24 protein-coding genes and 1 tRNA gene are annotated in these 19,186 nt (G+C 43.7%); 16 read left to right on the top strand and 9 right to left on the bottom strand.

The window, feature by feature from the left end:
• Positions 1–24: 24 nt before the first annotated feature.
• Genes D0A37_RS10795 through D0A37_RS10770 form a run of 6 tightly spaced genes read right to left on the bottom strand, consistent with a single transcriptional unit; the run spans position 25 to position 6,484 of the window.
• On the bottom strand, positions 25–1,728 hold the full coding sequence (locus D0A37_RS10795; RefSeq protein WP_242724022.1) for a carbamoyltransferase family protein: 1,704 nt from the start codon (positions 1,726–1,728) through the stop codon (positions 25–27).
• Between the two features lie 3 nt (positions 1,729–1,731).
• Entirely contained in the window at positions 1,732–2,883 is a 1,152-nt protein-coding gene (locus D0A37_RS10790; protein WP_242724021.1) for a hypothetical protein, read from the bottom strand.
• Positions 2,883–3,389, bottom strand: coding sequence for an NUDIX hydrolase (locus D0A37_RS10785; RefSeq protein ID WP_242724019.1), 507 nt, complete (start codon positions 3,387–3,389; stop codon positions 2,883–2,885). Before D0A37_RS10785 ends, D0A37_RS10790 begins: the two co-directional genes overlap by 1 nt.
• A gap of 39 nt (positions 3,390–3,428) precedes the next feature.
• Positions 3,429–3,950, bottom strand: a complete 522-nt coding sequence (locus D0A37_RS10780; protein ID WP_242724017.1) for a TniQ family protein — start codon at positions 3,948–3,950, stop codon at positions 3,429–3,431.
• On the bottom strand, positions 3,950–4,786 hold the full coding sequence (locus tag D0A37_RS10775; protein ID WP_242724013.1) for a TniB family NTP-binding protein: 837 nt from the start codon (positions 4,784–4,786) through the stop codon (positions 3,950–3,952). Before D0A37_RS10775 ends, D0A37_RS10780 begins: the two co-directional genes overlap by 1 nt.
• Positions 4,787–4,789: 3 nt before the next feature.
• A complete protein-coding gene (locus tag D0A37_RS10770; protein ID WP_242724012.1) occupies positions 4,790–6,484 on the bottom strand; it encodes a TnsB C-terminal domain-containing protein in 1,695 nt (564 codons plus the stop codon).
• A 260-nt stretch (positions 6,485–6,744) separates the two neighbouring features.
• Between D0A37_RS10770 and D0A37_RS10765 the strand changes: the two genes are divergently transcribed.
• From D0A37_RS10765 to D0A37_RS10725, 9 genes are all read left to right on the top strand, one after another.
• Complete coding sequence (locus D0A37_RS10765; protein WP_242724011.1) at positions 6,745–6,918, top strand: hypothetical protein; 174 nt, start codon at positions 6,745–6,747, stop codon at positions 6,916–6,918.
• A gap of 9 nt (positions 6,919–6,927) precedes the next feature.
• A complete protein-coding gene (locus D0A37_RS10760; protein ID WP_242724010.1) occupies positions 6,928–7,887 on the top strand; it encodes a GNAT family N-acetyltransferase in 960 nt (319 codons plus the stop codon).
• Positions 7,888–8,192: 305 nt separating this feature from the next.
• Complete coding sequence (locus D0A37_RS10755) at positions 8,193–8,390, top strand: radical SAM protein (RefSeq protein WP_242724008.1); 198 nt, start codon at positions 8,193–8,195, stop codon at positions 8,388–8,390.
• A gap of 126 nt (positions 8,391–8,516) precedes the next feature.
• Positions 8,517–8,717, top strand: coding sequence for a hypothetical protein (locus tag D0A37_RS10750; RefSeq protein WP_242724006.1), 201 nt, complete (start codon positions 8,517–8,519; stop codon positions 8,715–8,717).
• Positions 8,718–9,008: 291 nt separating this feature from the next.
• Positions 9,009–9,078: transfer RNA gene (locus D0A37_RS10745), tRNA-OTHER, on the top strand.
• Between the two features lie 130 nt (positions 9,079–9,208).
• Positions 9,209–9,670: a hypothetical protein gene (locus D0A37_RS10740; protein ID WP_242724005.1), complete on the top strand. Its 462-nt coding sequence runs from the start codon at positions 9,209–9,211 to the stop codon at positions 9,668–9,670.
• Between the two features lie 211 nt (positions 9,671–9,881).
• A complete protein-coding gene (locus tag D0A37_RS10735) occupies positions 9,882–11,321 on the top strand; it encodes a vWA domain-containing protein (RefSeq protein WP_242724003.1) in 1,440 nt (479 codons plus the stop codon).
• A gap of 101 nt (positions 11,322–11,422) precedes the next feature.
• The gene (locus tag D0A37_RS10730) at positions 11,423–11,710 is read left to right on the top strand and encodes a Txe/YoeB family addiction module toxin (RefSeq protein ID WP_006634628.1); all 288 of its coding nucleotides are present in this window, start codon (positions 11,423–11,425) and stop codon (positions 11,708–11,710) included.
• A gap of 47 nt (positions 11,711–11,757) precedes the next feature.
• The gene (locus D0A37_RS10725; protein ID WP_242724001.1) at positions 11,758–12,078 is read left to right on the top strand and encodes a type II toxin-antitoxin system Phd/YefM family antitoxin; all 321 of its coding nucleotides are present in this window, start codon (positions 11,758–11,760) and stop codon (positions 12,076–12,078) included.
• A gap of 77 nt (positions 12,079–12,155) precedes the next feature.
• Here D0A37_RS10725 and D0A37_RS10720 read toward each other — a convergent pair whose 3' ends face one another.
• Positions 12,156–12,422: a DUF433 domain-containing protein gene (locus D0A37_RS10720; protein ID WP_242723999.1), complete on the bottom strand. Its 267-nt coding sequence runs from the start codon at positions 12,420–12,422 to the stop codon at positions 12,156–12,158.
• A 421-nt stretch (positions 12,423–12,843) separates the two neighbouring features.
• Here D0A37_RS10720 and D0A37_RS10715 point away from each other — a divergent pair, with 421 nt between their 5' ends.
• Positions 12,844–13,185 (top strand): hypothetical protein, encoded by a 342-nt coding sequence (locus D0A37_RS10715; protein ID WP_242723996.1) that lies wholly within the window; start codon positions 12,844–12,846, stop codon positions 13,183–13,185.
• Between the two features lie 141 nt (positions 13,186–13,326).
• Here the strand turns inward: D0A37_RS10715 and D0A37_RS10710 are convergent, their stop codons facing one another.
• Positions 13,327–13,719, bottom strand: a complete 393-nt coding sequence (locus D0A37_RS10710; protein WP_242723994.1) for a DUF4189 domain-containing protein — start codon at positions 13,717–13,719, stop codon at positions 13,327–13,329.
• Between the two features lie 135 nt (positions 13,720–13,854).
• Between D0A37_RS10710 and D0A37_RS10705 the strand changes: the two genes are divergently transcribed.
• The 6 genes from D0A37_RS10705 to D0A37_RS10680 all read left to right on the top strand — a co-directional run bounded on the left by D0A37_RS10705 (position 13,855) and on the right by D0A37_RS10680 (position 17,617).
• Positions 13,855–14,700 carry a hypothetical protein gene (locus tag D0A37_RS10705; RefSeq protein ID WP_242723993.1) on the top strand — a complete coding sequence of 282 codons (846 nt, stop codon included), beginning with the start codon at positions 13,855–13,857 and terminating at the stop codon, positions 14,698–14,700.
• Positions 14,701–14,712: 12 nt separating this feature from the next.
• A complete protein-coding gene (locus D0A37_RS10700; RefSeq protein WP_242723991.1) occupies positions 14,713–15,351 on the top strand; it encodes a ThiF family adenylyltransferase in 639 nt (212 codons plus the stop codon).
• 129 nt (positions 15,352–15,480) lie between these two features.
• A complete protein-coding gene (locus D0A37_RS10695; RefSeq protein WP_242723988.1) occupies positions 15,481–15,837 on the top strand; it encodes a peptidoglycan-binding domain-containing protein in 357 nt (118 codons plus the stop codon).
• Between the two features lie 143 nt (positions 15,838–15,980).
• Positions 15,981–16,547 (top strand): DUF924 family protein, encoded by a 567-nt coding sequence (locus tag D0A37_RS10690; RefSeq protein ID WP_242723986.1) that lies wholly within the window; start codon positions 15,981–15,983, stop codon positions 16,545–16,547.
• A 246-nt stretch (positions 16,548–16,793) separates the two neighbouring features.
• The gene (locus D0A37_RS10685; protein WP_242723984.1) at positions 16,794–17,150 is read left to right on the top strand and encodes a hypothetical protein; all 357 of its coding nucleotides are present in this window, start codon (positions 16,794–16,796) and stop codon (positions 17,148–17,150) included.
• An 11-nt stretch (positions 17,151–17,161) separates the two neighbouring features.
• A complete protein-coding gene (locus D0A37_RS10680) occupies positions 17,162–17,617 on the top strand; it encodes a DUF6575 domain-containing protein (protein WP_242723982.1) in 456 nt (151 codons plus the stop codon).
• 65 nt (positions 17,618–17,682) lie between these two features.
• On the opposite strand, the gene D0A37_RS10675 is transcribed toward D0A37_RS10680, so the two are convergent.
• Positions 17,683–19,029 (bottom strand): PQQ-dependent sugar dehydrogenase, encoded by a 1,347-nt coding sequence (locus D0A37_RS10675; RefSeq protein ID WP_242723981.1) that lies wholly within the window; start codon positions 19,027–19,029, stop codon positions 17,683–17,685.
• Positions 19,030–19,186 lie beyond the last annotated feature (157 nt).

Raw genomic sequence — 19,186 nt, 5'->3', positions numbered from 1 at the left:
CGCACTATTTAATCCAAAAAATTGCTAATCTGGAAACGAAGCATCTTCTATTTTAGAGTTATTTTTTACTAACACATCTCCAATCGTTAAGTAGTCTAACTCAGAGTTTGCTATAAAATTCAGAGCATCGTCCACAGTTTCACATATAGGAGAATCTTTAGGATTTAAAGACGTATTTAGCAATATTGGAACCCCTGTCTTTTCGTAGAATTTTTTAATTAGGCTATAAAAAGCTGGATTATCTCTTATCGAAACAGTCTGTAGCCTACCGGTTCCATCACAATGAATTACGGCTGGGATTTCTCTAATTCTATGAAACTTAACATTAGGAGCAAACAGCATAAATGGACTGGAATAATTAAAGTCAAAATATTGTTCGGCACATTCCTCTAATATGCTTGGGGCGAAAGGTAAAAAAAACTCTCTATCCTTGACCAACTTATTCAATTTATTTTTAGATTCTATAAACCTTGGGTCGGCCAGAATACTTCTATTTCCAAGCGCTCTTGGGCCAAACTCACTTTTCCCTTGAAACCAACCAACTAGCTTACCCTGAGAAATTAACTGTGCCACCGTCTCCAAAATATCATCTGTTTCAATAATTTTTAAGCTTTTTCCGTGCTTTTGAATTTTCATTTCTACTTCTTTTTTAGAGACAGAATAAGACAGCCCTAAATATGCTGTATTCATTGGAAATCTATCTTTCAAATTTAGAATATTAAATAAACCATATAAAGCATTTCCAAGGCATTGACCTTGATCTCCAGCAGCGGGTTGAATAAATATATTTTCTATTTCTGTTTGTTCTAACAATTTTGTATTTATAATACAATTAAGGCCAACCCCACCAGCAATGCAAAGGTTTTTTATTCTAGTTTTCCGATACAAAAGCCTAACCTTCTGAATAATTGCTAGTTCTGCTTGCTTTTGAATATAATGAGCAATGTCCATATGAATATTTTCTATAGGTTCGTTAGCATTTCTGTTTTTCCCGAAATAAATTTTATTATTAAAAGCAAAATTTTGTATCATTTCAAAAGGTTGCAAAGGGTTATTTGTTATCTTACTTTTCAGCCTATCTCCATCAAAATAAAATAAATCTACTCCCTTAAACCTATCTCCACTACCATAGGTTGATAAAGCCATTGTTTTACCAGAATATACAGAAGATTTCCATCCAAGAAATTTAGTAAAAGCTCGATAAAGTTCTCCAACGCCTGCTTCAAAAGGATCACAAAAATCTCTATCTATTAGATGGCATTCCGTACCTCTACCGATATAATAACTGTGCTGTTCCCTTGAACACTTCCACCACTCTGACTCTTCTTGACCATTAGCATTTAAAATATTTCCACCACTATCTATAACTATAATAATTGCTTCCTCGAATGGAGAAACTAGAAATGCGCTAAGCGCGTGTGACAAATGATGAGAAGGAATAGGTCTAGTTCTTCCAGAATATAGCTCTAGATTTGATAGCTCTATTCTTTGCCTTACCAACTCACAACAACTACTATAAACCACTAGATCGATATCTTTTGGATTTAACCCTAATGCTGAATGACAAATTTCAAAAGATTTGTCAAAACCTCCAGCCGATTTTTCCTTAGTCACTCTTTCTTCAGAAAGAGCTATTAAGATACCTTTTGAACTGGCAACACAAGAACCACCGTCTCGTAAACGCTTACCAAACCAAGTGCTTCCAAGATTTACACCGACTACTAGCATAAACTAAAGGGTAATTTTACTTAAAATTAAATCTTTAAGGCTGCGTAAAACCTCACCGCCAAATACTATCATAATTGGAAGTAAGATGTTGCGTAGTATTTGTGCAGAGCCAGTAGGGACAAGAATATCAGCAGTCCAGTAGGCAATAGATGCTGTTACAAACACTGCCAAAGAACCAATGGTTATTATTTTTTCTATCCACGAATATCTAATTTGAATTGGGATAATAAGAGATGGAAGTGGTAAAACTTCATTTCCTCTACAAAATTGCAAGATCAGTATAGTATTTTTTTTAAAGCTAGAAATTTCAGCTCTAAATGCAAAGCTTAATAGGTCATACTTTCCCAATATATTTAGTCGTGGAATAATTAGCTTTACTTCATTTGGATCTGAAATTAATACTATATCTCTCGGCTTAATTACTGCACTATTGCCCAAGCTTCCAGTGTATGTTCTTTGGAGGAACTGTAGATTATACACTACTCTATTTTCTAAAATATAAAAAAGCTTATCTTTGATTTTTTGGGGTCTAGCGGGATTGCCAAATTCGTCTATCAATCCAGTTATCTTTATAAAATCAAAATCTTTATAAACTTCGATTCCAGTGTTGTTAAAAGTGCCTATTAATTCAATTAAATTACCCCAATTATTTGAATCTTTATCCATTTCTTCTCCCTGATAATCTTCATCTTTAAAATCATATGTATAATCAGTACCCATAAAAACTAAATTTTTTAGGTTCTGGTTCGGATTATTAGGATATCGGTCAGTTTTTATGTCCGTTATAATTCTTCTATTAAATAATTCTATCTGCTCATTTCTTCGATCGGGATCGGAGCTAAAGGTCACTCTTTCTTTTAATTCGTATTCAATATAAACAATATCACCGATCACTAAAACATTATTTATATATATCTTCCTTATTGGAATAAGTTTAGCTGTAGTAAGAAATTCTCTCAAAACTACTAAAGCATTACAACCCTTTAAAGTTTTGGGATTTTTTATCTCTGGCATCCATTCACCCTGTTTTTTCTTTTGATACCTAAAACGATAGGTAAATCCAACAGGAAGCGCCATTATATTATTTATTTCAAAACAATATGGTGCTATTGTGTTGACTATTATTACAACAAATAATTCACCTTGATTTGCCATTATGTTACGCGAGAAACTAATGATTGGCTTGATTCCAAGCTTGTAGAGGGAGATGATCGATAGTTTGTGGTATTAAACTCAGGTTTATCTAAAACCCAAGAAATAAATTCACGACTACCGCCAACGATGTCCAGAAACTTGATGCGTTCAATATCAAACCACTGCACATCTGCAATTTTATTTTGTGTCTGTATAAAGCTATCTAGCTCGCCTATGAATTTACATTCAAAACATAAAATTATTACGTGAAGAATATAATCATCATATTGACGCATTACAGTGTAAGGGAAGGGAAGCCCAATGGGATCTGCTACCTCATATCCTGTCTCTTCTTTTACTTCCCTTATCACAGTTATTAAAGGAGATTCGCTAAATTCAACTTTACCTCCAGGCAGTTCCCACTTATTGTCAATATCAGGCTGTGCCTTCTCTTGACGTTTTGTTAACAAAATTTTACGCTCATGGATGACACAAGCGAGGGCAACATTGATTTGTTGTTTCTTCATCCCCATAAACAAATTAAATACTTTCCTCTGCTAGAACTACTATAATCGCATTTCTGTACAACAGAGCTTCTGACTCTTCACCATTTCTTCAAACCCCATAAAACAGCGTTGACACAACCCATCCACCCACAACGCCGGAACCTTAAACCTTGCCCCACAGTTAGGACACTCCGACAGCAATCTTAATCCATGCCGATCGCACCCCTGCATCCCCTTAAACTGCCACTCAATCTTATGACAAGGCGACTGGGCATAACACGCCCCACACAACCGAATCGGTTCCAACTTCATCCCCACCCCAGCAGGCGGTAACATTTCCTGCAACCTCTCTGCTTCCACTCCCACAACCACCGCCAACGCCGCCAACTGTTCCCCAGAAGGAAACGGATTCAAATAAAACTTTTCCCAACGAGCGATCGCGCCTCCCAACCCCGCCATCTTACCTAACCCAGTCGGCGTTAACTCATTCGCCCGTCGAAACCGCCCCAAAAAATGACTTAAACTCTCACCCTCCAACGGTTCCACCCGAAACATCCAAGGCTGGATATCGATCGCTTCCATCACTTGTACTCCCCAGCAACTTCTTTGAGAGTATCCAAATCAATCCTTGATAACCCCTTCTTCAAAGCCCGAATCGCCGCCTCCCGGAGAATCATATCCAATAGCCCCACATAACCCCCAGTCGCCTGCCCCAAGATCTTCAACATCGCATTACTAGAAAGATTAGAAGCCACAGGTAACTGCAAAACCATCTTTTCCCAAACATCCACTGTCCGCTTAAACTCCTCCCCCGACAACTTACCAAACCGATGACTTGACCGAAAACGGTTATAAACCTGTTCATCTCGCTTAATCACCGCATCTAAGCGATCGGTTCCTACCAAAATCACCGGAATTTCCAACCTATCAAAAATATCGCGCACCTCAGCAAACGTCTTAGGCTTAAACCGATCCGCCTCATCAATGATCAGCATCTCCACGCCGCACCCCTTGAGCACCCGCATCGTGCGATCGCGAATTTCGGCGATCGTTCCCTTAACCACCTGATACTTCAAATGCTCAAGAATCACCCCAAACAATTCCTTCGCGCCACACTCTTGCGGAATTTGGATGTAAACAACAGGAACCGTTGGCGGCTGTCCCGGCTGCTGAAGAGGTTTGTTTCGCAGCCTGTAAGCATTGCACCCCATAGTTTTGCCCGTCCTCGACTCGCCCACAACTCGCCCCGACTGCCGAGACTGGCGCTTTCCTTCGAGCCAGTCATGGAGAATTTTCACCTGTTCCAACTGCACAAAAGGCTTGCGGTTCAATCTTTGAATTTCCGCTTGAATTTTTTCTTGATTAACGGGAATATCGCCTAATTCCTTAGCGACTGCTTGGGCTTCTTGATTCGTCATTTTTTACCACCCGTAATCTTCGCGCATTTGTTCGTAATCCAATACTTCCGGCATTTCTGGTTCAGCTTCACTGTTGTTCGATACCACTTCCTCGGGTTCCGGTTCCATAGATACAGGCTGTTTTGCCTTACGGATTTCACCTTGTTCAGCCTTTTGGCGTTCCTTTTTCGTTTTCTTCTGAGTGACGAAAGTGTCGCGATCGCGCACTTCCTCCAAAATCGAACGGTTAGTAACCGCTTTCCCAGCTTCCAGAAGCTTGCGCCTACTAGCTTTCACCTCATCTAAAGATAGTTCTTCAGCTTCTAAATTTTGTGCTACTGCACGGGCTAAAAATACCTCCTTACTACCCTCATTGCGGTAAACCAAAAGCCTTGTAATATCTTTGGGGTCATATCGCAGCACAACACTTTCCCCTGCGTAACCCGCCAAATATTCACCCCGATACATAAAGTTTCCAAATTGTAAGTAGCCGCCCCTTTGAATAATTCGCCTCGACTGTTTCATCAAGCAAATATCCAAATCTCTTTCTGAGATTAAAGGTGGCATAGCAAGTAAACCAGCTTCCCATCGTTGAAACCTTGTTTGGTCGCCCATCCGAGCGTCAAGACGCTGATTGTAGTTATCAACAAGATAGCGGACTAAATGCTGCTCTAACTGCCGCAGAGTCAAACACGCTTCTTTTTCTGCATCTTCCGGCCGCTTTTGTACATTTGACCCCGTATATCCCGGCAAAGTGGAAAATAGCTCGGTGTTCAATGTGCCAAAGGGACGCTCGACAATACCACCTTCAGAGGGGCGATCGCGCAAATGGCAAACAAACCCTAACTGCGCTCCTATTTGCTGCAAATGTTCCGAACGAAAATCCTTACCGCCATCAGTATAAAAATGCTCTGGCTTCCCATAAGTTCCCCACTCGCAATGCAGACCATATTCTGCACCATATTGCTTCGGCAAAATAGCATGGCGCAAAGCTAAAGCCACTACCTGAGAACTGGGAGCGTCAAAGCCTAAATTAATGCCCAGAATGCAGCGAGAATAGCTATCAATAACCGTCGTCAACCAAGGACGACCTAAAATTTCCCCATGCTGATCCACTAGCAACAGATCAGCGAGAGTGTGATCACATTGCCACACCTGGTTGCTGTACTCCACTGCCAAATCTGCACCGTCGCGAGTTTTAACCGACAAACGCGATCCTCGCCATCCCGGACTGCGAATGCTTTTGGCTTTTTCTTGTTTTTCAATTACAGGATTGAGGATGCGGTACACCGTCATGTGGCTGGGAGACTTGACCCCTAATTCGTGGGCTTTTGCTTGTACTCTTAGGAAAACCTGCTTCGGGGTCATCCGTTTACCGCCCTTATTTCCTTCCCGATAGGTTGTGAGAATTAAATCTTGCCAGTCAGTATCAACTCGGTGCTTACCTTTATCAGAGCGTTCAGTTTCAACCAGACCCGACAGCCCTTGTTCTTCCCATTTATCCACTAACCGCCGCACCGTCCGCACCGACTTGCCCAGTTTTTGAGCAGCTTCTTTAAGCTTTTGGGCATACGTGGCGCGATCGCCTGCCTCCATAAGGCTTTGAATCACTTCGATCTTGAGCTTCGCCTCGTCGGAAAACTCAGAGGCGATGGTATTGGCTTCTTCGAGGTTGCCCCTCTCATCTGGAATCGTTTCTGAGGGATGAGCATTAGACATAAACGTTAGTGTTTGATTAAAACATAAATGTATTTTAGGCGGTAAAACTGTGACAGTCAATGTGTTAACTTTGATTGTAATCCAGAATTTTCCACTTTCAGGCAAATGACACTTAATTAGTTAAATATCTGGAATTAGACATTTAATTTGTTAATGCAGTGGGATGCAAGGTGGAGAGAGAACAAGAAGTACAAATCGTTAGAACCGTTGCTGTGTAGGGGTTTTCGTTGTTCGCCGATTTGTGTCACGAATTCGTTAATGTGACAAATAATTTGTTACTGTACACGTGTACAGTCAACTGCTGTAGCGGTTCGATGCGTCTGGGTGGTTGCGTTGTCGGATTTTTAATGCCGATCGACCATTGGGGCGAGTCGATCGATAAAAGTGCGATCGCCCAAGCTATTTTTAAACAGAATAACAACAGGAAATGGTGATTAGCTATAATGGCAAATCTCTCGGCGCGCTGCTATGGGGGCGATCGCGATTTAAGTGCGATCGCCCATTTAATCAATACTTGCGAAGAAGTCGATCGGCTCGATGAAGGCACTTCCATATCTGAACTGCAACAAGAATTTAATGCCCCGTTTTTCAACAAAGGCCGGGATATTCGCCTTTGGGAAGATGCGGAAGGAAAATTAATCGGTTTTGCTCAGTTGTCAGTTTCTGAGCCTGGGGAAGTAATTGACGGTTGGCTGTGGTTTCGCGTCCACCCCGACGTGCGATCCGGCGATGTGGAAGCAGCCGCGATCGCCTGGAGTGAAGTGCGGATGCGCGAAGTGTCTGCGATGCGCGGCGGGCGCGTGAAGCTGCGAACCTACGCTCGCGCTGAGGATTGCGATCGCATTTCTGTGCTGGCTAGTTGCGGTTTTAAGGTCGATCGCTATTTTTACCGAATGGCGCGATCGCTTTCTGAACCTATCCCAGAACCGCACTTCCCCGAAGGTTTCGCGCTACGTCAGTTCCCCGGCGAACAGGATGCCGCAGCTTGGGTAGAAATGTTCAACCAGTCGTTTATCGATCACTGGAATCATCACGATTTAACAGTGGATAAATTTAAGCATGAGTTAGCTAAACCCGATTACAGAAATGATTTAGACTTGATTGCTGTTGCTGATGACGGCACATTTGTCAGTTTTTGTTCCTGCGTGATTTGTGTGGAAGAGTGCGATCGTACCGGGCGCAATGAAGGCTGGATTGCTTGTCTCGGCACTAGGCGCGGCTTCCGCAAAATTGGATTGGGACGAGCAATGTTGCTCGCTGGTTTGCATCGACTGAAAGCTGCCGGTGTCGCTACTGCTATTCTCGGCGTGGATGCTGAAAATTCATCAGGTGCATTGCGACTTTACGAATCAGTCGGCTTCCACAATATTCGCGACAGTATTTCCTATGTTAAGGATATTTAATCCATGTTACAGTTCGCGATCGCGCTCCCACCCAAGAAACCGGGTTTTTTACCGAATCTGCGGGTAGCAACGAAATATTTTCGTGAAAAAACCCGGTTTCTCGCCACTGGTGTAAGTTTTATCTAAAAAACTTTTGCTACCCCCTTGACACCTGTGTAGTATGTATGTAGTATATAAATATGGAAAGCGCAGGACAAGCAAAAACCTGTATTTTTCGTGCAAATTCTGAACCTTGACAACTGAATAAACGATCAAAATTTTAAGGAACATCAATTTGAAAGTCTTGCAATAGAGACTCGATTGTCATGTTGTTACTTTATACGAGACTGTTCGGTTACAAACTGACTCGATCCGAGTCAGACGTTGTACGAAATAAGTCTAATTTCAAGGAATTTCATGCGGATTCAGAAGAGACAAGTTCTGCCCGATTTCAAGCAACCAAAAATGCTGAGGAAATCCGCAAAATCCAACAAGCTTATCATTTAGAACGGCGCTTCTTTTAGTAAAGATTATCAGATTTCGTGAATCTTTATCGATACTGGCAATTTGCTAAGTCTCACAAAAAGCCAAAGTCGAGAGCAGATAAGCTACCAATCCCAAATCCAAAATTGCTCTAGGAGGTATCGGTAATGGTTCACATTCGTTTTGAAGGACGTTCCTATGACGTGGCAGAAAACCAAGTGGGTATCACGGCAGGAATGAGCGATCGAGCTATTAAGGAACGTCTAGCCAACCATTTTGATGTCAAGGGATCTCGCTTCGAGTCTTACGTTATCGATCGCCGTCCCAGTGGTGATTTAATTGTCCGCCCTGAAGCCGTTTATGGCTAGAAATTAATGTTTATTCCGCCTCGCTGTTCGAGAATCATGCACACTATAAATTCTCACAAACTTTTGTAAATTGCGCGGGATAAAAAAATCATCAGCTTGAGGCAGCGCACCCCAACTAAAGAAGCTTACAAACTGGATACGTTCGACTTAAAATCGAATTGTAGGTTCAATTCCTACCTGCCGTTAGGCGGGAAAAAAGCTTCTCTGACTTGTGCGCTGCCTTTTATAGCTGAATTTTTTATATTTATCGGGCGCTTAAAAGTTCCACTTCGCGCCCCAACAAAGGAAGCTTACATACTAGCTCTTGGTTGAGCATTTCTCTTTAAAGAAAAGGTCGCAGGTTCAACTCCTGCGTATGTGCCTATGGCTTTCTTAACTTGCGCGAAGTGACTTTTAATGCTATAAGCTCTTGTTGTTAATTCAGGAGAATAATTAAGTAATCCTGTTTGTATTGAAGACTTCCGTCCTCAAAAATAAATGGGGTATTAGCCATGAGAAAAAGACTGGTAATTTACCGATCGCCCAAGGAGATAGACAGTCTGATTCATGCCTTCCAAGAATGGAACCTCTCGCGAAGTCAATGGACGCACGAAGCACATTTAACTGTTGCTCTGTGGTATCTGTGTTATGACTCGGAGCAAGAAGCGATAAATGCGATTCGCACTGGCATTAAACGTTACAACTCGGTTCAAGGAATTGAAATCACAAAAAACAGCGGGTATCACGAAACGCTAACGCTGTTTTGGGTGCGAAATGTTGGCCGATATCTCGCCGATGAAAGCCAAAATCAATCGATCGTACATTTGGCTAACGGTTTGATTGCAAAATATGCCGATCGCACTTTACCTTTTAGCTATTACACCCGCGATCGCCTGATGTCTTGGGAAGCCCGCAATAATTGGGTTGAGCCAGATTTGAGAGCGCTCGAATTAGAAACAGTTTCCCTGAAATAGTTAATTTCAAATCGCAGTTTTTGCCGCGCCCCAATCGCGAGAGCTTACATACAGACCCTATTAGGTTTAGCCATAGGTTTACTAAAAAAAAGCTCCCCAAACTTGCGCGGTTATTTTTAAATTTCACTCGCTAGCGTGCAACAACTGCCAACCACCGATTTTGAATACTTCTCAAATCCAAAATCCAAAATCGAATAGGAAGGTAACACCAATGAATATGAATAAAGCAGAGCGCGATTTGCGTTTGGAAATGCTCAACAGTCTGCTCACCACTCCTCACCGTCAACTGGAAAAGGTGGCAGAAATTCACAAGTTAATTATCGAATTAGACCCCATTTTTTACGGTCATTTAGCAGTGTGGTATCAGCGTCACGGGGAGGTGCGCGATCACAAGGAAGTTTTTGCCGGAAATTTGCTGACTTCGGCACTGACGGAACACCGAGATGCCGGGTTTATGATGCTGCAAGAGTTCCCTCCCTACGAGGTTTCGCGGATTGTGGACTTTATGAAGCGGCACCAGAATAAGGTGCCTCGCAGCGCGCGCACTGCTGTCACTCGCTATCTGAAATCGCGGGAAAAGAATGCACAGTTTTTCGATCGCGCCGCCATCCGCAACCGCAAGGCGATGAAGCATTTGTACGCAACGCTGCACGTCAAGCCCAGCGATCGCGCTAATGCTATTTTGTTTAAAGACAATCCGCCGGAAGACTCTCTGGCATTCGTTTTGAAGCAGTTAGCAAAGGCGGCGACACCTGCGGAACAGGCGAATTTGATTGTTGAGTACAAGATTCCGTATACGATCGCAGTTGGTGCGATCAGACAGCTAACGCCAACGGTTTTGGCCGCGCTGATTAACTCGATGTCGCCGCAGGAAGTCATCAACAATTTGAAATCGATTCAGTCGCGCGGCGCGATGGAACACCCGGAAGTGAAGCAGTTGATTGACTCGAAGCTGGATGAAGCGGCAAAGTGCGATCGGGTTTCTGCTTACAAAGCGAGTGTTGCGGGCGCGGGCGCGAACTTCGACGCAGCAACGGCGGCGAAGCTGGAAGCGGTGACAAACGAACAGGTGAAGAAGCGCGGCAAGATTGCGAAAGCGACTGGTTTGTTGATTGACAAGTCTGGTTCGATGGAAAGTGCGATCGAAGTAGGGAAGCGTCTCGCTGCCTTGATTTCCGGCATTTCCGACGCTGCACTGTTCGTTTATGCCTTTGACACGATGCCGTATCCACTGCAAGCAAACGGCAGCGAATTGACAGACTGGGAACGCGCTTTCAAGCACATTCGGGCGGGCGGCGGCACAAGTTGCGGTTGCGCGGTGGAAGCAATGCGGATTAAAAAGCAGGTAGTCGAGCAATTTATCATCGTAACAGATGAAGGCGAAAACTCTTCACCTTACTTCGTGGATGCTTACCCGAATTACTGCCGCAGTTTGGGGGTAATTCCTGATGTTCTGATTGTACGAGTTGGTGATTGGTGCGAAGAGGTTGAGAAGCACTTAAAGGACAAACAAGTATCGGTGGAAACCTTTACGTTTGCGGGTGATTACTACTCCTTGCCGAATTTAGTGCCGATGTTGAGCCGTCCTTCGCGACTGGAATTGTTGATGGAAATTATGGATACGTCGCTGCCTGTGAGGGATGACAAGTGATATAATGGGGCATGGCTCGTGAGTTAAGCTCGCGGCCAATGCTCACCTTATTTTTTCGAGGAGGGAGCATAAAATTGAAAAAATGATTCAGGGTTTGCCAGATGAGTGCTGAGGGTGAGAGCGATCGCGTAGAACGTCAGGCCGTTTTTCAGCCGGAGTTTTTAGAAGACCTAGAATATTGGGTACAAACTGACCGCAAGATGGCGTTACGCTTAATCAAAATGGTCAGAGAAATTCTGCGAGACCCGTTTGAAGGCATTGGCAAGCCGGAACCCTTGAAATATGAGTTTTCTGGCGCGTGGTCGCGTCGCTTGAATAAAGAACATCGTATTGTTTATTTAGTGAGTGATGACCGTATTGATTTTCTGAAAGCGCGCTATCACTATTAGTAAAGTGATAAAAGTTGAGTCATTAAGTTAGTCGGAGTTATAAATTTATGTCAACTGAGATTACATACACTGAAGCTGAAGCAAATTTTAAAGATTTCTGCGATCGCGCTGTTGAAACTGGGGAAGTAATAGTTATTACTAGACCTAACGGCAAAAATGCGGTTTTGATTTCTGAGGCAGAATTAGAAAGTTTGCTAGAAACGCTTTATTTGCTGAGGTCGCCTGCTAATGCAACTCGCTTGTTAACGGCACTGAAGCGAGCTAAATCAAGAGTCATTCAACCTCAGACACTCGATGAAATTTCCAAAAAATTTGGGCTTGATGAAGAGAATGATACTGAAAAAATCCTACAAATGAGAGTAAAGTAATAGAGTGAGGAATCCGATCGCCCTTTATTCCAAAACTCCCGGCTGCCTTTCCTCAAGCGATTCCTATTATTGCATTTTCACATCGACTTCTTCCTTCTTCCTTCTGCGATAATTTCTTGTAATTCTGGATTAGCTATGGATGACACTAACTGGGAATCAGCAGCAGCTAAAGCAGCGCGCAACTTTTCGGAAGTCAGTGCAGGATATTTATCTAACACCTGTTCTTCTGTCCATCCCGCCGCAAAGAGCCCCAGCAAAAATTCTACAGACAATCGAGTTTCTTTCACTTCGGGTTTACCTGCTGAAGTTTTGGGTTCGAGATGAATGAGCTTTCGCCAGTCCATTGTTTTACTTAAACGATTTGGGAAGATTCCGCCGATTATACTGCATTTGGGTACAGTAGAAACACGGGCCTCGTTGACGGATTGTGTAACATGATACGGCAGGTGATACCATTTTAGATTTTAGATTTTAGATTGGGAATCACTGATGACAACCAGGGTTTGGAGTTTGGCGACTGTGGCATTTTTTTTGAGCTGGTGTCATTTCCCCATTTTTCGATTAAATTGTTATTACGATCGCAGTACAGCAATTTCTTATAGACTAGAGTAATGGGTAGCGAGGGGGCGATCGCCATTTTTCCTTTTGTCCGTTTCAATACCAAACCGCGTTAGCGAAGCCCTCAAAGAGGATCGCACTAAATCTCAACCCACTGTCTAACGAACTGTGCAACCCACAATACAACTACTTTAACTTCTTAAAAGTATGGGAAAAAAGTCGAAAGCCAAAAAATCCCAGGTCAAAAAATCCAGTTTGCTCTTCCAGCGACTTCAAGAAGCTCTCGATCGAGGCAGCAAAGTTTGGATTAAAACAAATAATAGCAGTTTCGGCGGCATCCCGATTAATTTATTCGGGGAGTTTGTGGAACTTTTGGTGATAGTTCCCCCTAACGAACAGGCGGAAAATATCGATGCTTACGGACAAGTTACGTGGCTGATTCGACTCTCTGATATTATTGCACTCGCTTACCCTACTGAATATTGGTCTAAAGATAGATTAGAAAGTTTGCTGCCACCAGATGCAGTTACTTCCGAAGTAGGAGATTAACTGTAAGGTGCACATGGTGCACCCTACTTTTAGCTGATTTGTATTTTGTAAGGTGCGCCTAGCGCACCCTACTTTTACTATTTTTTAAGCGGTTTTACGACCGAAAAAAGACACTACTCTAACCAATTTTTATCACTTTAATTAGTTGTTGCAAGCTGAAAGCTGCACTTTACACTTACCGCCATCTAGTTCGCTGCAACCAGCGAGAGCTTGAGCTTCTGCTGCTGCTTTATCCTCACCCCAGCCCGCACCTGCTCCTCCTTTGCCTACGGCGATCGCTCCACAATTATTACTATTAGAGGTCAGCGCTTCGCAGTCGTTCGCACCTTCGCTTTGTTCATTGCACACGGCTACTGCTGCGTTTAGTGCTTCTTTCTCTGTCGCATGATCCCAACTAATACCAGTGGCGTCAGAAGTCGGAGAATAAGCAGTAGCTCCATGGCTGTCCTGAGCTTTAGCTACCTGGACTGAGCCAAAAAGAGGAAGTGTCAAAGCTGTGACTACAACCCACTTACAAAAAAGCTTTTGCAGCATATTTACTTAAGATATTTACAAGGTTAACTTGCGAGATTCGCTCAATATTAGATTAGGAGATTAACTCCTGTCAATAGTGTTGAAAAATCTTTAGGTTTTCTTAAATTAAAAGTGTGTTCGGTAACAAAAAGTAAGATGACGGAGGTCAATTCAGTGGCAGATATCCGCCAAATTCTCAGCAAACTCGCTGCCCAAGAAGGGCACCTACTCGATACCCAATTCCTGGCTCCTTGCGTGCCCGGGGGAAGCGTGCGGACAAGGGTTAGCTCAATGATTTATACTTTTCTACCGCAGCCGCGCAACTTTGAAGGATGGGCTATTTTTGGGCCAGTCAATGAGAAAATTGCTGCGGTGATTGAGGAACCGAGTTTGCCGCAAGTAGCCGAGTATTTGCAACTGCTCGTACCCGTTCGCTTGCAGTTGGCTTGCGTGCTGCAAGGGCAAACTTGGCTGGCTTATCCTGTTAACGAATCTGACGCTAAACAGCGCACGGGTGTTGCGAAACCCGTACCAGTTCATTTAGTAACTGAAGGTTCGCAGTTTGAGCCGATTGTTGCGCGGTGGGACGGTCATTGTTTGTGGTTTGAAGAGATTGACAGGCGCGCCGATCCGCTGCCGTCTGAGAAGTTAAAAGCAGCTTTAAAAAAGTTGACTTTGCCTCAAGAAGTTCGCTTTAAAGGGATGACACCGGAAATGCGAACAGTTTATGAGTTGGTGTCCCGAAATATTAAATATTTCGATCCGAAAGTGCGGGCCCAACAGCGCTTGCAGCAGGCGCTAAAAATGGGCGGCGGTGAATTGCGGGATTTTGGCGATCGCGAAAATTATTGGCTAGTTGAATGGACTAGCGGAACAGGAGAACACCACACTTCTGCGATCGCCAAAAATGACTTGACAGTTATGAGTGCGGGGATTTGTCTCAGCGGATTGGACAAAGACTTCGACTTGCATTCATTGGTTGGAGTCGTCGAAAATCGCTAATTCTTGATTACCATGAGTATATTTTTTCACGAACAACTTTACAGAAGTGCCGCAGTGATGTCGCAGATCAAAAATTTCCCGGTAACGGTGTGCGGGGCGGGCGCTTTGGGTGCGAATATTACAGAAAGTCTGGCGCGATCGGGCTTTTGTCAGTTAAAAGTCATTGATCGCGATCGCATTGAGGAACGCAACCTTTCCACTCAACCCTATTATCGATCGGACATCGGCGCATTCAAAGCCAAAATTCTCGCCAACAACCTCTACCGCGCTTTGGGAGTCAGCATTGACGCGCACTCAAAAGAATTGACACCCGCAAATGTCGATCGGCTGCTGGCCAACAGCGCCACAGTCATCGATACTTTTGATAACAGTGTCGGGCGGCAAGCAGTCAAGGATTACTGTGCGAGTGCATCCCTTCCCTGCGTGCACGTCGGATTAGCTGCCGATTACTCCGAAATAATTTGGAACGAACACTATCGGGTTCCTTCAGCGGCGAATGATGACGTTTGCGATTACCCGCTGGCGCGAAACTTGGTAATCCTGACAGTTGCAGTTGCCTGCGAAGTAATTGTTACCTTTGCTGCTACCAAACAGCAACAAAATTTAACTTGCACGATCGGAGATTTTGCAGTAAAGCCACTTATATTGTAGAATGTCGGTTGACTGTTGCCAGAAACCAGGTCAATCAAGATGGGATGCCCCCATCCTATAAACCCGGTTTCTCACCCTCAAACAATCGTCCAAATTGCAAAAAACGCTTGAAAAATTAACAGGGAAAGTATGGCAGGATCACAGACTTTTTATTTTTTACTAGGAATTTTCGCCCTATTAGTTTTGACGGGCACAAGTAGAGCCAACTATGCAGCGGGTTCCGCAGTTTGCTACACTGATGATTGCCATCGACCAGTAGTGAGACACCATAAAAGGATTTTAAAATGTGGCTCGAAAGGGCACGATGTGAAGAAACTGCAAAAGTTGTTGAACGCGCGGGGCTTGTCCGCACACCCGATCGCAATTGATGGCGTGTTCGGCCCGACAACCGAAAATGCAGTGAAAAGATTTCAGCGACAAGCTGATATTCCTGTAGACGGAGTGGTAGGAGGCAAAACTTGGGACAGACTGTTTGCTAGTTCGTGAATTTAAGCACCGCACAACAAAGGTTCCTAAGTCATTATTGCTAATCATTAATCGCTGCCGTTTGTAGTTGCACAGAGAGCGCATTTTGTGCAACTACAGACACAGAAGCTTTAATCAACAATCAATCGCATACTAGATTGCTAATGAATGAAGTTTTAGATTTTTGGTTTGGTCGAGCGCAGTCTCCTGAGTTTGGCAAAGCCCAAAAGAAATGGTTTGAAAAAGATGCGGATTTTGATGCAGAAGTGCGATCGCGCTTTATGCAGCAATACGAACTCGCCGCCTCCGGTAAACTCGACTCATGGCAAGATTCCCCGGAAAACTGCCTAGCATTAATTCTACTGCTCGATCAATTTCCGCGCAATATGTTTCGCGGAACACCCCAAGCATTCGCCACAGACAACAAAGCTTTAGCCACCGCCGAATACGCTGTTAATAATAAATTCGATCGCGAATTGCTTACTGTACAAAAAGTGTTTATTTATCTGCCTTTTGAACACAGCGAAAACTTAGAAAACCAGCAAAAATCTGTCGAACTATTTAGCCAACTCAGCGGCGAACCTGACAGCGATTCAGTCATTGAATACGCGATGCAGCATTTGGAAATAATCGAGCGGTTTGGGAGATTTCCCCACCGCAATGAAATTCTCGGACGCGAAACAACCCCAGAAGAAGCGGAATTTCTCAAACAACCCGGTTCGGGATTTTAAAGCGCGATCGCAAAATTTTTAGGTTATTTACGGTACCCACTTAAAAATACTGTTAAGAGGAATAACCACTGATTTTACAGCAAAAAGAACGGATTACAATTGATATAAAAACTAGCGATTTTCGGCTAACATTTAAAATTTAAAATCAAAGCGGCTACTAAAATTATCAATATGTGTTTAAAACACCAATAATATATAGATAAGCTTTCAACTCAATGCCCGCCACAGGACTATGAACCTAAAGAAATGCTGGCTTTTAGATTTGTATTTGAACCCAATGATGAACGATCTATTAATAACTTTAAACCAGTGCTGATAATAACTCCGCAGCGCAACCTACAACCAGAAACTGAAGCAACCAGATGTCAAGGTTATGCGCTATCATTATTTGATACCAAGGAAAATGCCGAAAAACGTTATTTAAAACTAACAAAAAAAAGAAAAAAACTCCGCGATTCTCTGGGGACTAACATAGCAGCAGGATCGATCGACAAGACAGATGGAGTTGTCTCCCAAATAGATGATAACGGTCACTTGAGCCTACATGAATTTGCTACTGCTGATTTAGCAGCAAAATTTGTAATAACATCTTGTTTATTGTAAGGTACAAAAACATGGAACAATTAATAGGATTTAAACTAAGTAAATTTCCTTTATCTCTCAGAAGCATAGTCACTTTAGAGTATTTCGACGGCCCCCTGCTATCGCTTTTTGAGAATGAATACGGCGATAGCTATCTTTATTCGTGGTGCGATGTAGATAATTTGTACAATCGCTGGTTGGTTTTCAGAGTTGCACAACTAACTCTCAAGCTTTACATAGAGGGACAAGTTTCCTTGCACGAGTTAATTGTAAATCCTGTTGACGGATTTTTATATTCATTAGATATAGACAATGATTTACAGGTGAAAAACACTTATTTAATTCTGCCTGCAAATTTACCGGCAATCTACTTGCCAGAAACAGATTCCTATTACGAACTGTCTGATTTAAATCGCGAAACTGCGGAAGAAGATAGGTTATTAATTTTTCAAAAGCTCTCCGGTGAATCTCAACTTAGCAAGGTTTGAAGCTGACTAAACAACCAGATCCCCGACTTCTTGAAAAAGTCGGTATCTAATAGATCGCCCAATCGTCAGCCGCGATACTGCACCCGATAAATCCGGTTGTTCGCTTCCTCAGTAAACAGCAAACTCCCGTCAGGTAAAACCAGCAAACCAACCGGCCTCCCCCAAGTTTTCGGGCCCGACGGATCTGTCAGAAAACCAGTCAGAAAATCCTCATAATAACCTTGAGGGCGTCCGTTCGCCGCATTAAAAGGTACAAACACGATTTTATAACCAGTTCCAGCGTTCCGGTTCCAACTGCCGCGAAACGCCACAAACGCCCCGTTCGAGAATCTTTTGGGAAACGTTTTGCCGTCGTAAAACTGAAGTCCCAAAGCCGCCGAATGCGCCTGAAACAGCACGTCTGGCATTAATGTTTTAGCCGCTAAATCAGGTCGATCGCTATTGCCATTTCTGGAGTGGCGCGGGTCGAGCAAATTCGGCTTAAAATAAGCGTAAGGCCAGCCGTAAAACTCGCCTTGACGAATTCTTGTCAAGTAATCCGGCACCAAATCATCTCCCAAACCGTCGCGTTCGTTGACTGTTGTGTAGAGTTGATTCGTTGTTGGGTGAAAATCCAATCCCACCGGATTTCGCAAACCCGAAGCAAAAATTTGTTTGTTCTTGCCGTCCAAATTCATCACTTGAACAGACGCCCTCGGCAGCGGTTCGACATCGGCATTAGACTGCGATCCAACTGAGACGAAAAGCTTGCTCTTGTCGGGGGAAACGACAACATTTCGCGTCCAGTGTTGGTTGTAGCCGCCGCCCGGTAAATCGGCAATTTTTTGACCACTACCTGTCAATTGTTCCTGCCCTTTTGTGTAGGGAAATCGGCGGACTTCAGCGGTATTTCCGAGGAAAAAATAGCGATCTGCAAAAGCCATACCAAAGGGAATATTTAACCCGTTTTGGGCACTTGCAAAAGTTTTGCGAACCTCAGCAACCCCGTCGCGATTGGCATCTCGCAACAGTGTAATCCGATTTTGCCGGGTTTCTGTTACCAAAACATCGCCTGTCGGCGTCAAAGCCAGCCATCGGGGAGCGTCTAAATTGTCAGCAAAAACGTTAACGACAAAGCCAGGAGGCACTCGCAGCAATGGCGATGCGGGAATCGGTACTACTTGAGGAGGTTTTGAGGCGCTTTCGCTGGCTCCGGGCTGCGGCAAAGTAGTTGCAACAATGCGGATTGGCTGCGGCGAAAGCGGTTTGGTCGGTACAATTTGATTTGTCCCAACATTTACCAGCGGTGCACGGGAGGGAATTTGCGACAGGGGGCCGTTGTTGCCAACAGCAGGGGCGATCGCATCTGTAGCTCGATCGCACGCAATCACCGGCAACAGCAGAATTAGCAGCAAGAAACGCAGGTAATACATAGCAGCGATTTCTCCACAATTGCTGGACCATTCTATTATTCTAACGGCTATTAAATAGCTAAGCCACCGCCGACGCGGTGGCTTAATTTTATTTACTGATACCAGTTGCAAACAAGAATGCAAGTGTAGCCCTGTGATCCAAACCTTGAGCTTTATC

The sequence above is a fragment of the Microcoleus vaginatus HSN003 genome (genome assembly GCF_022701255.1).
Classification (GTDB): domain Bacteria; phylum Cyanobacteriota; class Cyanobacteriia; order Cyanobacteriales; family Microcoleaceae; genus Microcoleus; species Microcoleus vaginatus_B.
This window is presented reverse-complemented; position numbering and strand designations above follow the sequence as displayed.